8 protein-coding genes are annotated in these 14,807 nt (G+C 61.0%); 2 read left to right on the top strand and 6 right to left on the bottom strand.

Going from position 1 to position 14,807, the window contains the following annotated elements:
* Nucleotides 1-115 precede the first annotated feature (115 nt).
* Complete coding sequence (locus tag J2W17_RS03040; protein WP_307328970.1) at nt 116-1,108, bottom strand: diaminopimelate epimerase; 993 nt, start codon at nt 1,106-1,108, stop codon at nt 116-118.
* Between the two features lie 167 nt (nt 1,109-1,275).
* On the opposite strand from J2W17_RS03040, the gene J2W17_RS03035 reads away from it, so the two are divergent.
* Together J2W17_RS03035 and J2W17_RS03030 are read left to right on the top strand one after the other, a co-directional pair.
* The gene (locus tag J2W17_RS03035) at nt 1,276-2,427 is read left to right on the top strand and encodes an MFS transporter (RefSeq protein ID WP_307328967.1); all 1,152 of its coding nucleotides are present in this window, start codon (nt 1,276-1,278) and stop codon (nt 2,425-2,427) included.
* Nucleotides 2,428-2,545: 118 nt separating this feature from the next.
* Nucleotides 2,546-4,072, top strand: a complete 1,527-nt coding sequence (locus J2W17_RS03030; RefSeq protein WP_307328963.1) for a trypsin-like serine peptidase — start codon at nt 2,546-2,548, stop codon at nt 4,070-4,072.
* Nucleotides 4,073-4,142: 70 nt separating this feature from the next.
* Here J2W17_RS03030 and J2W17_RS03025 read toward each other — a convergent pair whose 3' ends face one another.
* The 5 genes from J2W17_RS03025 to J2W17_RS03005 form a co-directional block, all read right to left on the bottom strand.
* Complete coding sequence (locus J2W17_RS03025; RefSeq protein WP_307328959.1) at nt 4,143-6,566, bottom strand: TonB-dependent siderophore receptor; 2,424 nt, start codon at nt 6,564-6,566, stop codon at nt 4,143-4,145.
* 97 nt (nt 6,567-6,663) lie between these two features.
* The gene (locus J2W17_RS03020; protein ID WP_307328956.1) at nt 6,664-7,647 is read right to left on the bottom strand and encodes a FecR family protein; all 984 of its coding nucleotides are present in this window, start codon (nt 7,645-7,647) and stop codon (nt 6,664-6,666) included.
* Between the two features lie 40 nt (nt 7,648-7,687).
* The gene (locus J2W17_RS03015) at nt 7,688-8,188 is read right to left on the bottom strand and encodes a sigma-70 family RNA polymerase sigma factor (RefSeq protein ID WP_307328952.1); all 501 of its coding nucleotides are present in this window, start codon (nt 8,186-8,188) and stop codon (nt 7,688-7,690) included.
* Between the two features lie 251 nt (nt 8,189-8,439).
* Nucleotides 8,440-12,945 carry a hemagglutinin repeat-containing protein gene (locus J2W17_RS03010; RefSeq protein ID WP_307328949.1) on the bottom strand — a complete coding sequence of 1,502 codons (4,506 nt, stop codon included), beginning with the start codon at nt 12,943-12,945 and terminating at the stop codon, nt 8,440-8,442.
* A gap of 90 nt (nt 12,946-13,035) precedes the next feature.
* Nucleotides 13,036-14,760 (bottom strand): ShlB/FhaC/HecB family hemolysin secretion/activation protein, encoded by a 1,725-nt coding sequence (locus J2W17_RS03005; protein ID WP_307328946.1) that lies wholly within the window; start codon nt 14,758-14,760, stop codon nt 13,036-13,038.
* Nucleotides 14,761-14,807 lie beyond the last annotated feature (47 nt).

Here is a 14,807-nt window from a genome sequence, read left to right as displayed (position 1 = left end):
TGACTGGACTGACGCCATCGCGGGCAAGCCCGCTCCCACAGGGATTGGCGGCGAGCACAACCTCTGTGAACGCCATCAACCACTGTGGGGCTTGCCCGCGATGGCGATTTCGAAATCACCCCATCAACCGCGCCATGCCAAACAAACTGACTCGACTCAATTCACCGTCCATTTCCTCCAACAAGATCGGTGCCGTGCCGCCAGGCATCACAATCTTCACTTCACCCGCCGCCACCCACCCCACCCGCCACGCCGCACATGCCACCGCACTGGCGCTGGTTCCCGACGACGCCGTAGGCCCTTCGCCCCGCTCGAACACCCGGGCTACGATCCGCCCCTCGGACTCAAGCATCGCCCATTGCAAGTTGACACCCTCGGGGCACGGCACTCCTGCCCCGGTCGGCATGGCGTAGGCAATACGCGTCAGCCCTTCGGACAACCCCGGTTCACGCATCTGCTCGTTACTCGGCAATTCATCCGCGCGCTCGACAAGTGTCACGCAGTGCGGATTGCCCACCCGCGCAAACTGACTGCGCCCCCAAGCGGCATTGAGTGAAGACAACGGCTGCACGTGGCTGAGTTCGCGTCCGTTGAAGGCCACACTCCCAACCCCGTGAGCACTGACCGCCCCCGGCCCGAACGAAGGTTTGCCCAGGTCCAGCCAGAACCCGTGCACACCTTCGACCTGCGCCGGTTTCACCGAAGTTTCCCCTGGTGAATCCCCGTCGGCCTTATCGTGATGAACCCTGAGCAAACACGCCTCGCCTGCAGGCCAAAGCCCCTGGTCGCCAAGCGCCTGGGAAAAGATCGTCAGCCCGTTGCCGCTGCGTTCGGCCAACGTGCCGTCGGTGTTAACGATCAACAGATCAAAAGGGTGCGACGACTGAAACGGGCCGACCAGCAAACCATCGCTACGATGCTCCTTGCTACCGGGTGGTTGTGTGCCAGGGGCCCAGGAACAGCAAGCTTCGACAGCCGCCAACGCCCATGCCTCACGGGTTTGCGCTGCCTGACCGGCCTGTTCGTGTAATGCGATACCCTTGCGGCGCAAGTCTTCCGGCGCCACCACTACGTAGATATTGCCCCGTGCATCGTACATCCGCGCCATGGCGCCCTCCCCGTTGAAATGATTCGCCTGACTCAACATATCGCGAAACACGGTCTGGCTGTGCAAGGATGTCACCCAGCCTGAACGCGAACCCGTCGGGACGCTGATCGAACCCCACCGGTGAGTCAATGTCCCTTGCAGACGCGATTTTTTTGCCAAGGATTGATATGACAAACCTCAACACCCGGACCTCATTCGTTCCCGGTCGCCTGGAACAGATGTCCACGCGCATCGCCTTTTTCATCGCCGGGGCAGGCATTGCCGCGTGGGCGCCCCTGGTGCCATACGCCAAGGCCCGGGCCGGGCTGGATGAAGGCACCCTCGGTTTGCTGTTGCTGTGCCTGGGGGTGGGTTCGATTCTGGCCATGCCGATGGCCGGGATCCTGGCCACGCGCTTCGGCTGTCGCCGGGTGGCGGTCGGCGGCACCTTGATGATCTGCCTGGCCCTGCCGTTGTTGGCGACGGTCTCCTCGATTCCGGCGCTGATTGCCGCGCTATTTCTGTTCGGCGCCGGGCTGGGCACGGTGGATTCGACGGTGAACCTGCAAGCGGTGATCGTCGAGCGGGCCAGTGGCAAGACCATGATGTCTGGGTTTCATGGCCTGTTCAGTCTGGGCGGAATGGTCGGGGCGGCTGGCGTCAGCGCCTTGCTGGGCCTGGGGGTATCTCCGCTGGGGGCGACGCTGGTAATGAACGTGCTGCTGCTGATTGCACTGTGCAAGGCCGCGCCGCACCTGTTGCCCTACGGCAGCGAAAGTTCAGGACCGGCGTTTGCCGTGCCCCACGGCATCGTGCTGTTCATCGGCGGGATGTGTTTCATCGTGTTCCTGGCCGAAGGCGCGGCACTGGACTGGAGCGCGGTGTTCCTGGCGCAGGAGCGCGGGATCGACACCGCCTATGCAGGGCTGGGTTATGCGGCGTTTGCGCTGACCATGACCGTCGGGCGCCTGACCGGGGATGCGATTGTGCGGCGCCTGGGCGCCACCCGGGTGATTGTGTTCGGCGGATTGACGGCCGCTGCGGGCCTGTTTCTGGCGACGTTCGCGCCGAACTGGGAAATGGCGCTGGTGGGTTATGCGCTGCTGGGGGCAGGCTGTTCGAACATTGTCCCGGTGCTGTACACCGCGGTGGGGAAACAGACGGTCATGCCCGAAAGCATCGCGGTGCCGGCCATCACCACCCTGGGTTATGCCGGGATTCTTGCCGGGCCTGCGGTGATCGGGTTCATCGCCCATGGCAGCAGTTTGAGTTTTGCCTTCGGGCTGATGGCGGTGTTGCTGGTGGCGGTGGCGATTGGCGGGAAGGTGTTGAAAGTCTAACTCACCGCATTTGCGACAATCGGTCACTCCGCAGGCTATGAACTGTTAATTATGTCAGTAGACACAGAGAGCGTCGAATTGCAGCATAAGTTTGGCTTCCTCAACTTATGGATGAGTCATGACCCGCTCCTACAGAAAAATGTTATTGGCTCCCATGTTCTTCATCGAACTAAGCGCCTGTACTGTTCTCCCTCAAGCGACTGATATCGATTGGGGGGAAGGAACAGCAAACTTTACGCCTGCACAACCCTTGAGCAACGCGAGCGGTCGATACGATCATTGGCAATCGATTGGCCGTGTCAAAACCGATAAGGGCATGACATGCTCGGGCGCGTTGATTGACACACGCCATACAACCGATGAACAGGATAGTCCGGCCTATGTACTGACATCCGGACACTGCATAAATCTGAACCCCAACGTGGTTGTGGAAAACGCAGACGCTACCGGTAGCGTCATCTTCAATTTCTTTAAAGACACTATCGACCACACCAGATCGTATCCCGTTACCCGAATTAACTGGAGCACTATTCGGGGGCAGGATATTTCGATTATTCAACTAGACCGGACTATCGGGCAACTGATAAATGACGGTGTGCAACCGTTAAAAATAGTAACCCATTTGCCCGCAAATCCTGACATATTGATTGTTGGGGCACCTCAAACAAGCCACATTCAACGAATGGCCTGCCCGCGGGAACATTCAGCAGGTATCGTTGAAAGTCCATGGTCATGGCTGGATCAAATCAGTAATCGCTGCCTGGATGTAGTGAGCGGTATTTCAGGCTCACCGGTCCTTGGACGCTACAACAATGAAATTCTTGCTGTGGTGGGGACAACAACCCAAGGCAGTGGGCAATCGCGATGCAGCCAGGGAGCACCCTGTGAGGTGGTAGATGGTCAAGTGAGCAAAAAGCTGAACACCAATTACGCCACATCAGCAATTGGTTTACTGGCATGTTTCAACAAGGGCCGATTTGATCGTCTTAACGCAGATTGCTCTTTGGGTCCGCGCTTCACTTTTGCCAGTACCCCGCTCGCGGGCAATCATGTAAAACTTGAGCGTGACCATTCCGGACAGGTCATCCCATGGCTGTGGACCCAGCCCTTCGCTGTGGATCGCCCTTACTATCGGTATAAGTTCACGCGAACACTGGATGACTGCGGCACAACCGTTGGCTATAGCGAAGCATTCGTCAGCCATGCCAGCGGCCAGGACGAACTACGTCGAGAACTGCGCGATGGGGCAGGCATGTATCTGTTATGCATTATGGGGCAGGATCAAAAAATCGGTGCTCCTGGTCAATGGGATGCACGTAACGCAAGAATCTACTGGCGATGGATGTTAGAGGGGCCGAGCCAGCTCGCCCCTATTTATTCTATCGTCCAAAATTCAGACAGCCCGTTTCTGTACACCGTCAGAGCATTTCCGGTTTCTCCCGATCTGGATGCATATTCGTACCAATACAAAGTAGGCTCAAGCGAAAATACTGACTGTCTCGACCCGCAGAATTACAAAAAAGTCCAACCATCAATTGGTTTTTTTATTGTTGACGTTACAAACGGCTCGATGAAAACTTGCCTAAAAACCAACGACCTGGCAGGCAACCCTTCTCCCATTGTCGATTTTCGACTCCCAGAATGAGCATAGAGTATGTTCCCGCAGTTCAATGATGAACCTGCGGGAACAATCAGGGCTGCACAATTTCGCGATATCAGAACCCCACACTGGCCTGCACAAAGAACGTGCGCGGCGCACCCACGTACATACCCGAATTGTTGTCGCTGGAGCGGGTGAAGTATTGCTTGTCGAAGATATTCTTCACCCCGGCACCAACTTTCAGGTTCGAAACCGTCGGGCCGAAGTCATAACCGCCACGCACGTTCCAGGTGACGTAACCTGGAATGTCGCCGTACTGGCCATCCGCAGTACCTTCGGTGATGTAATTGCCGCTGAAGCTGCCGTCGGCATTCACGGCAACACCCGGCGAGCGCTGTTTGGACTGGGCAAAGGCATCGAGGTTGTAGGTCCAGCGATTGATGTCATACCGCAGGCCGGCGGTCGCCACCTGGCGCGAGTAGAACGGCAGGTCACGGCCCTTGAACCCTGGAATCTCCCCTTCATAGACGGCGCGGGTATAGGTGAACCCGGCGTTGGCGGTCAGACCGTCAAGGCGTGGGTCCAATGCCGCCATGTCGTAGTGCACCGACGCCTCGATGCCCTGGTGCGTGGTCGCGCCGAGGTTGGTCCAGCCCGCGTCGTTGCTGATGTATTGCAACTCTTTATCGAAGTCGATGTAGAACAGCGTCACTTCACCGCCCCACGCATCGTTGTTGTAGCGAGTGCCGAGTTCATAGGTCTTGGCCTTTTCCGGCTCAAGGCCATTGGCGGTTTCGTCACCCGTGCCGCCCTGGCCGAGCTGGAAATACTGCAGGCTGCCGAACGAGGTTTCGTAGTTGGCGAACAGCTTCCAGGCATCGGACAGGTGATACATCACGCTCAGGGCCGGCAGCGGCTCGTTGCTTTCGATACTGCGGCGCTTTTCCGGCACCGGCCGGCCCGCGGTGTCGAGTACGGGGCGGTCGTGCCAGTCGGTGCTGATGTGTTCGAAGCGGATGCCCGGGGTGATGGTCCAGTTGCCGACGTCGATCTTGTTGTCGACATACACCGAATTGGCTTCAGTGCCGCCGGTACGATCCTGGTACACATGGCCGTCCGACCCCGGACGCACCACCGGCTCGTTGTTGACCAGCGCCAGGCGGCTGGCCTCTTCGTGCATGGCTTCCTTGAGGTAGCGATAACCGACGCTGACTTCCTGGGTGGTCGGGCCGACGTCGAACACACGGGACACCCGCGGCTCGATGCCAAAGGTGTAGTAGGTGCGCGGGAACGAGCCCAGGGTCCTCTGGTCCCGAGCGGCGATGTTGCTGCCACGGAAGCTGTCGGTGTAATAGGTCAGCACTTCGGCCTGGGTGCGGTCGTCGAGCTGCCGGGTCCACTTGAACGAGACGTCCTTGCGGCGCCCGCTGAAGTTGTCGTTGTTACGGTCCGACTGAAACGGATTGGCGTCGTACTGTGCCTGGGTCAGGCCGCCGGGCATATCGGCGCTGGCATCGTAGTAGTGAAAGTTGAGGCTGAAATCATCGACATCGGTGGGCGCCCAGTGGGTCTTGAGCAGCACGTCGTCGATGTCGTTGCCGTGGTTGCGCTCGCGGTAACCGTTGCCGTTCACGCCCGAGTACAACAGCGCCACGCCGATGCCGTTGTCCGCGGTGCCGCCGACGAATGCCGTGTCGATGTGCTTCCAGCCTCCGTGCTGCGAGGTCTCCAGGGTGCTGCCGATTTCAGCCGAAGCCTTCTCCGGGATCGCCCGGGTCACGAAGTTGATCACACCACCGACGTTCTGCGGTCCATAGCGCACGGAACCGGCACCCCGAACCACGTCGATGCTGTCGAGGTTGCCGGAAGAAATCGGTGCCATGGACAGTTGCGGCTGGCCGTACGGGGCGAAGGCTGCCGGCACGCCGTCGATCAACACGGTGGAGCGTGGCGACAGGCGCGAGGTCAGGCCACGCACGCCGACGTTCAGGGAAATATCGCTGCCGCCGGTGCCGTTGGCCTCCTGAACTTGCACACCGGGGACGCGCTTCAACACGTCGCCGACGTTCATCGCGCCTTGCTCGACCATCGCCTCGCGGCGGATCACGGTACGGGCGCCCGGGTGGTTTTGCACCACGGCGGCATCCGCGTCGCCGAGCCAGTCGCCGACCACCTTGATGTCCGTCACGCCCAGCTCCAGCGGGCCATTGGCAGCGCCACCGGGTGCAGGCAGCAAGGTCACCGAACCTTCATCGATCTGGTAGTGCAGACCGCTGCCCTGCAGCAGCTGGCGCAGCGCGTCTTCCGGCGAAAGGTCGCCATCCACCGCCGGGGCCTGTTTGCCGGCGACCAGCTCAGGGCTGAAAAACACCTGCAGCGAGGTTTGCTGGCCCAGTTCACTCAAGGCCTGGCCCAGGGGTTGCGCCGGTATGTGAATAGCGTCGGCGGCAAAGGCCTGGGGCAACGCAAGGTTAACCGCCAGTGCGAGGGCCAGGGGCAACCAAGGGAATTTGTTGTTGTTAGCGGTGGAGTTTTTCACGTCGAACCTAGTCCTGTGGATCGCAAGAGTGTGCGTTTGTTAATGCAAACCAGTTGCAGTTGGACTAGAAGACGATGAACTCGAAAAAAACCTGAATCTATTTTGAAATTATTTGCTGACTGCCATCATCGAGGGTCCGCACGGCCACCGGCAGAATGTTTGGCAGCGCCTTGAGCAGCGCGTCGGTGTTGTCGGATTTGAACACGCTGGTCAGGCGCAAATTGCCGACTTTGTCGCTGCTCACGGTCAGCGGTTTCTCCCGGTAGCGCGACACTTCCTCGGCGACGTCGCGCAGGCTGGCGTTGTTGAACACCAGTTTGCCGCTGCGCCAGGCGGTCAGTTCCGCAGGGTTAACTGCGTAGGCGGCGGCGACTTTGCCCTGGGTGTCGACCCGCGTACCCAGGCCGGCGGAGAGATTGATGAAATCGTTGTCGGCAGCGTCCCGCCCCTGGACCTTGACCGTGCCCTGCTCCACCACGACCCGGGTTTCAGAGGCGCCACGACGCACATCGAAACGGGTGCCGGTGACCGTGACCTTGCCATTGCCCGCCTCGACCACGAACGGCCGGCGTGTATCGTGTTCGACGCTGAACATCGCTTCGCCCTGGGTCAACTCGATGCGGCGCCGGTCATGTTCGTAGCGCACCTGAACGTGACTACGGCTGTTCAGGTCGATCACCGAGCCGTCCGGCAACGCCACCTGCTGTCGCTCGCCCAAGGCGGTGGAAAACTCGGCGGTGTAACTCGCCGGCTGATTCAACTGGCTGAACACGCCCAACCCGACCGTTACGGCCAACACACTGGCGGCCACCGCATAACGCAGCAGCGGGCGCCGTTTGCCGCGGGTCGGCGGGCTCTCGCACAATGCCTGCAGGCGCGCCGCAGGCAGCAAGTCAGCCGCCGTCCACAGCCCCTCAAGCAATTGATATTCGTCGTGATGCTGGGGATGTTCGTTCAGCCAGCGCTCGAAGCGTCGGCGTTCTTCGACGTCCACGGCCGGTTCCTGCAAGCGCACAAACCACTGCGCCGCCTCGTCGCGAACCGTTGACTGCCCGCATGCGCAATCACGAGTATCCATCATGCAAGGTCCTGTTTGGCCGGGGATGAGAAGGCGCGGCCGATCATCGTTGCAACCCGTCCAGACGGTCGCGCAAATGCCGCAGGGTGCGGATCATATACTTTTCCACCATGTTCTTGGACAGCCCAAGGCGTTCGGCGATTTCGGCCTGGGTCAGGCCTTCGATCTTCTGCCACACGAACACCTTGCGGCAGTTGACCGGAAGTTCGCCGAGCGCCCGCTCGATGGAATCAGCCAACTGGATCGCATGCATGAAATGCTCCGGGTCGCCGGACGACGACACACTGTGATCGATCGCCTCCGACGCCATGGCGCCCCGCCGATCCTCCCGCCGGTAACCATCCACTGCGATATTGCGCGCGGTCTGGTGCAAGTACGCCCGATGCTGCTCCACCGCTGCCGAATCGGACTCAAGCACCCGCACGAAGGTGTCGTGGGCCAGATCCTCGGCCTGCTGACGATTTCTCAGGCGACGGGTCCAGGTGCCAACCAACTCTTCGTAATGCTCGAAAAAGCCGTGTCTGCGGGGCAGCTTGGGGGTCATTGCGGCGTGCTGTGGAGACGGGGCGTGAATAGTAATGCTTCCTATTAACTGGAAGCAATGGATTCCGGACAGGCGCCTGTCAGGCCAATTCCGGTTATCCGCAAAAAAACGACGGGCAGCCCGGTTGCGGCTCGTCTGCCCGCCCCAGGGACAATCCATTGGATCATTCTTACAGGTAGACACCACCAGAACAGGGTCCGAATGAAAACCAAAGCTCATCCAGACCCCGTCCATGGTTGCGCGGAGCTTACTTAACCCTTGTTCTCGTCAATCCCCGATTGCAACGTTTGCCTGTCGAAACGACCACCAAGGTTCCCGGGGCCGAATTTGATACCGAGCTCATCGGCAATCGAGATCTCGGGTTTGCTGCCCTCGATCCCCGGTTTTTGCGGCAGATCCAATCCGCCCTTGACGCTGTAATCCAGGTTGCTCAAGGTCGTTGTACTGACCCCCGAGCCACCCAAACCGACGCGGCCTTCTGCTGATGCAATCCGTGCTCCCGTTAATTGCGTCGTGCCGCCAACCCTGAGATTCACCCCCTGTGTACCGCTGATTCCGGAAGCCTGGCCCACGCTGTCCTTGTACGCATAGGTGCCATCGAACTTGAGGGTCGGCTTGTAATCGAGCGCTTTGAATCCGCTGTTTTGCGCCAGCTTGTCCTGCTCGACCGGCGCTGCTTTTTTGCCGGTCAGCCCCAGGTCAAGATCAGTCTTGGTCGTGGTCTGGTGGTCTTGACGGCTTTCGACGCTCAGATTGCCTGTGACCGTGCCACTGACCTTCCCGGCATCGATCCGCGCCCCCGCCAATTGCACATCGCCTGCGCTGTTGAGCTCGACACTGTCCGCGGTGATCCGGCTGTTCTGCTCAGTCGTACTGTTGAGCTGATCCACCCCGAGCTTGGCGCCGGCATTCAACCCATAGTCATTGGACGCGACGCCTTCGGTGGCAGTGGGGGTGCTGCTGCCAAGGTTGCCCCCGGCCTTGAGTTCAAGACTCCTGTTGTTGCGGTTCTGCGTGGATTGGCCGGATTGCGCCTGGATCCCGCCCGTCCGTGCGTCGAGACGCACATGCGGCGCGTCCGCCCGGGTGCCTTGCAGGTAGATGGAATCGCCGCTGAGACCGATCCTGTCCTGGCTCTTGAGCTGGACGCCCGTCAAGGTCTGCGCCGACTCATCAACCCGACCGGCATTGAAATTGATGCCGAGGGTGCCGGTCTTGGCGACGCTGTTCTCCGTGCCGGTTTTGCTGCCGCCCAGATCCAGGCCGCCGCCCAGATTGCTGCCCTTGACCAGGTGGGTGTCGCTGGCCGCTTGCAGACCGAGTTTGCCGCCGGCCTTGAGGTCTATCGCGCTCGGTGTGTCGATCCTGGTCCCTTGCAACAGCAGATCGCCACCGCTGCTCAGTTCTACCGGACCTTGACCCTGGATATCGGCGACACGGGCCTGGCTGTCCCGGACCTGACTGCCTTTATGATCGAGCTGCAAACCGGCGCCGAGATCGATATTGGTACCGTTTGTGCCCGGCATTGTGCCAACTGTCAGCGCGGCTTTGCCGCGCAGGCTGGACGTATCGCTGTCCTGACGGTCGTTGGCCTGATTCAGCGCCAGTTCGCCATCGGCCTTGATCGTCACGCCCCCCTCCCCGCCATCGAACCGGCTGCCCTCGAACTGCCCGTCGCCCCCCAGGTTGATGTTCACCCCCTGGCTGCCGGTGTAACTGCCGACCACCGCGGTGGACGTGTTTTTCTGTGTCTGACGGCTGCCACCCTCACCGCTGCCCGCAACGTTCACATCCTGGCCGGTCTTGGTGTAGACCCGCACGTCAACCTTGGCGTCCAGCGCCTGATCGATGCTGCCTTGGGTGATGCTGGCGGCGTTGGCGATCAACCGGTCGGCGCTGATATTGACCTTCCCGGCGCTGGCTTCGTACCGGGTGCCCTGGTCCTGCAAAGTGCCAGCAACCTTGACGTCTACCGTGCCGCCCTTGAACTCGCTGACCACATCGCTGCCGATGCGCACCTGGCGGTCGGCATTTTGATGACCGATGGCGACGCTGACCCCGATATCAGGCTGACCGAGCTTGCCCAATGCGCCCACGTCCGGGACTTTTGCGTCGATGGCGCTTTTGACGGCATCGGCGATGGGACGGGCGATGTCCTTGTACGCGAGATCGATGCCTACGCCTGCCTGCCAGCTGCTTTCCTTGTGTGTACTGCTGTCCGTATCCTGCGCCACCCGGTTGTCGATTTCCCCGGCGTCGACCACCAGGCCTTTGCCAGCACTGACTTGCGCTCCTTCAGTGATCAGTTTTTCGGCAGTGATGTTCAGGCTGCCGCTGCTCTGGACCTTGCTGGTTTGGGCAGTGGTGGTGTCGCGGGTGTCCCGGGACGTCGAATTCGCGAAGTCCAGGCCACTGCCTATCCGATCAAGGCCGCCGGTGTAGTTGAAACCGCCGCTGGTGCTGCGCCGGTCCGTCGAGGTGTGTTGACTGTCCTGTTCGGCCAGCAGTGCCACGGTTTTGCCCGTCAGGGACGTATCGCCCGCGGTGGCCGTGACCTCGGCTCCCTTGAGCGTCAGGTCGCCACCTGCCGTCAATTGCACGTCAGACCCGGCGAGGCTGGAGCCTTGCTGGCGCACTTCGCTGTCGGTGAGTGTTTGCGTCTTGTCTTCATAACGCACACCTGCACTGTACTGGCCGGCAGCCGGCGCGTTCTCCCTGGCGTAGGCATCCACGCCGCGGCTGGCCGTGGTATTGCTGCTGTCGACGGTGTCCTGCGCCGAATGCACATTCAGATCGCCCGCCGCATCTGCAGTGAGCGTACCGCCCGCCTTGACCGTTGATCCCGCGACTTCGATGTCCCTGGCGCTCTTGAGGGTGAGGTTGGTGTCCGACGTCAACTCGCTGCGCACCGTGGTGTTGTCCCGGGTATTTTCGCGAGTTTCATTTTTGCTGATGCCGAAGAATTTGCTGTCCTTGTTGTGATTGTTGAGATGGGACTCGTCCTGCACGCCATCGATGATCAGCGAACCCTTGTCGCTGATCACGCTGGCCTCTGTGCCGCCGCGCACCTGGCTACCGCTGACGCGAACGTCGTCGGCCTTGACGATCAATTTGCCGGCGGCATTGATCGCGCTGCCCTGGTGCCGGGTGTTGCCTTGATCCGTATCGCCTGTCTTGCCAAAGAACCCGCCGCCCACCAGATCGCCGGAATAATTCTTTTTACGTATGAGTCCGATGCTGGGGACGCCAGTGATTTCCACCTGTTTGGCGGCGATGTGGATATCCTGCTCGGCGGTCACTTGTGCGCCTTCAGTGCGCAGCAATCCGGCCGTGGTCAATGCGACGGTGTCGCCCTTCAACTGGGTGGTGACGCTACGTTGCTCTTCAGTGCGGTTATCCCAGCTTTCTTTCCACAGGTGTTTGCGGTGTTTGCCCTGCTCGGATTTCGTTGGGGTTTCGATGGCTGCGGTGAGGTGCAGATCGCCGCCGCTCTGCACCCGCAGGTCTTTCGCCGCCTCGACCCGGGCGCCTTTGAGTTCGGTATCGCCACCCGAGGACAGATCAACGTCACGGCGGGCAATAATCTGGCTGCCGTGCTGCCGCGAATCGCTCTCGCTCTGGGTCTGCTCGTAGGTTTCCCAGGTAATGCCAAGGGTCTTTTTTTTCCAGTCGTCGCGTTTTTCCTGGAGCTTGCGGCTTTCGACCGTGGTCAGTCTCAGGTTGCGGCCGGCACCGACCTTGACGTCACGGCCACTGACATCGGCCGCCGCCAGAATCAAATCCTTGCCGCTGTGCAAGCCGACATCGCCCTGGCTGCTGTGCACGCCAGCGCGCACCACATCAAGGCTGTCCGATCCGGGACCGCCGCTGATGACGAGGTCGCCGGAGGACCGAATCTGCACCCCGTCTCGACCTGCCACCTGCACCGGGCCGACTCGCACACCCGCGCCCTCAGCGGTGCTGATGATATTGATGCGCCCGGCCTGCATGGCGCCGAACAGGCTGGCGTCGATGCGGCCGTCACTGCTGTGACCGCTCGGGTCGACGTACCGCACCTGCCCGCTGGCGTAATCCACTGAGTTGCGCCCGACCGTGAGGTTCAGGTCATCGCGAGCGCCAAGCCTGCCCTCGCTGTCGATACGCGGAGCGATCAGGTTGATCGAGCCTTCGCTGTTCTGGAGACCCGCACCCCGGATGCTCAGCTCACCCGTGGCATCGCGGGTGCTCAGGGCTTGCAGCTTGCCTTCGTTCAGCTCGGGACGCCCGACCGCGAAATGCGCGTTTGGCGTGTTGATGAAACCGGCGCCATTGAGCGAAATGCCATTGGGGTTGGCCAGCACGTAATCGGCGCCACGGCCGAAGATTTCCTGAGCGCCATTGATGGCCGAGGCGTTGCGGCTGATCACTTCGTTGAGAATCACGCTCGCCGCCTGCCCCTGGAATTGCGGGTTGGCGGCCAATTGCCCGGCGAGTTGCGACTGCCCGGCTTGCAGGGCGTTGTTCAACACCAGGCCCTGGCGGTCGACGTTGTAGTCGAGAAACTGGTTATGGGACAGCCCGGAGCCGTTGGGCGCAACGATATTGACGATGGGCACGCCGTCCCGGGTTTGCAATTGCGCGGTGCCGCCGGGCCCGGGCGCGACCACCACCCCCGCCGCCAGGGCGTTGGGCACGGGCGCGATGAGAAACAGGCTGGCAATCGCCCAGCGCAATTTGCCGCCGGGGGCGAGATGAAACGCAAAGGGTTTTGCTGACATAAAAACCTCTCAATTCAAGTGCAATATCACGGCGCGCTGGAAGGACTGCCGTGGCTGGCGCGCACAGCACCATCGGCAGTTTTATTAGGTTCATATCTGCAATCCCACGCGCACCAGCCAGGTCGGTGGCTCGTGCTTGAAATGGCTGGGCAGGCTGAAGCTGCGTTGGTAATCGAGGTCGACTTGCAGGCTTTTCCAGCTCAGGTTGACCCCGGCGCTACCCCCGCTCAGGCGTTGACTGGGGGCGCCGCGATCGGCCTGGACCACACCGCTGTCCAGCCCCAGGCGCGGGGTGATCTGCACCGGCAAGTCGGTGTGCAATGGCAGGCGCAAGGTGTTGCGCCAGACAGCCCCGCTGGCACCGGACGCGCTGTTGATGCGAAATCCGCGCACCGCCGAATCGTCGGTGGCCAGCAACTGCTCGATGGCCGGCAATGGGTCAGGGCTGTATTGCACATTGAGCTGGCTTTGCCATTGCCAGGCCTGCTGGCCAAAGCGGCCATTGCGCCACTGACCGAGGCTGACGCGGTACTTGCGAAACTGCGCCTTAGGCTGACGGTTCAACCAACGCTCGGCATCATCGTCCGCGCCCAACCACCGCAGGCCCTGGGCGTAATTGACGTCCAGGTTCCACACCGCACTGTCGAGCCAGAACAGATTCAGCCCGGCTTCGGCCACGGTCAGGGTCGGGCTCTGAATGCCCAGGTGCGTGATCCCCAGGTAGCTGTCGACATCCTTGTGGGCCAGTTGCAGGTTGGCGCTGAGTTGATGGCCCTGGCCGCGCCATAACACTCGATCGGCGCGCAGGCTGAGCTGGTCGGTCGTGCCGGTGCTGTGCAACGTCAGGTAGCTCAGTTTCAACGGTGCACGGTATTCGGCGTGGCTGGCCAAGACGCTCCACGTCCAATAGCCGTAGGGAATGGCGTAATACAGGCTGGCGCTGCGGCTGTAGCGATCGCCCTGATTGACGGTGTCGCCGAAACTTACATTGAACAGATCATTGATTTGCAGTGGAGAGTCCAGAGCAAGATTGAGCGTATTACGGTCGCGCCCGGTGCTGGCGCTGCCGAGATTGTCCAGGCCCAGGTTCAACGCCCAGCGCGATTGATCCCGGGAGCGCGAGCGCAAGATGATCCGCGAGGCGCCAGGCTGGCTGCCGGGGGCGATGTCGGCGCTCAGGTCCACCGAGCGCAGGCGGTTCAATTGATCCAGACCCTGTTCCAGATCCCGCAGGTTCAGCGCCTTGCCGAGCATCCCCGGAAACGCTCCGCCAAGGGCAACCGGCAGGCTCTGGTCGGCCAGTTCGATCGACTCGACGTAGCCTTCATCCACCAGGATATCCAGCGACTTCCCGGTTTCTGGCGCCGTGCTGAGGTAGGGTCGACTGGCGATGTAACCCGCCTGAACATAGAGCGCGGTGATGGCCGCCAGCACCTGGTTGATCTGGTTCGCGCCCATGCACGGCGACAATTTCGGGGTGATGCGCTGGTCGAGTGTCTTGCGGTTGATCAGCGTGACGCCACCGACGCGCACCCCGTTGATGGACCAGCATTGCTCATCGACAGCCTGTGTTTCGGATGTCTCAGGCGCGGTCGGCGCACTACCCAAACTACCGCGCTGCAGTTGTCGGCGGCGTTGGTCAAGTTGCATTTGCTGCAGGTCGCGTTGTTGCTGTTGTTGTTGGCGTAATACTTCCTGCCCGGGCGTGGAAGACTCGGCGCCATAGAGCGGTGAAATACTCAGACCCAGTAACAAGGCCGGCAACGGCGAGCGAGTTTGGGGACGACGAGCTACAACGCGAACAGTATTCGGCACCTGGCTTCCTGGCAGTTTTGAAAGGGCGCGATGCCGTTTCGTCTATG

Source organism: Pseudomonas lini, from assembly GCF_030812475.1.
Lineage (GTDB): Bacteria > Pseudomonadota > Gammaproteobacteria > Pseudomonadales > Pseudomonadaceae > Aquipseudomonas > Aquipseudomonas lini_A.
The sequence above is the reverse complement of the archived record's forward strand: the minus strand, read 5'-3'. Positions and strand labels throughout refer to the sequence as shown.

Bases quoted from the DNA above. Each gene is read 5' to 3' on its own strand.
- J2W17_RS03040 (WP_307328970.1), bottom strand. From the start codon at position 1,108: ATGGCGCGGATGTACGATGCACGGGGCAATATCTACGTAGTGGTGGCG.
- J2W17_RS03030 (WP_307328963.1), top strand. From the start codon at position 2,546: ATGACCCGCTCCTACAGAAAAATGTTATTGGCTCCCATGTTCTTCATC.
- J2W17_RS03020 (WP_307328956.1), bottom strand. From the start codon at position 7,647: ATGATGGATACTCGTGATTGCGCATGCGGGCAGTCAACGGTTCGCGAC.
- J2W17_RS03010 (WP_307328949.1), bottom strand. From the start codon at position 12,945: ATGTCAGCAAAACCCTTTGCGTTTCATCTCGCCCCCGGCGGCAAATTG.
- J2W17_RS03035 (WP_307328967.1), top strand. From the start codon at position 1,276: ATGACAAACCTCAACACCCGGACCTCATTCGTTCCCGGTCGCCTGGAA.
- J2W17_RS03015 (WP_307328952.1), bottom strand. From the start codon at position 8,188: ATGACCCCCAAGCTGCCCCGCAGACACGGCTTTTTCGAGCATTACGAA.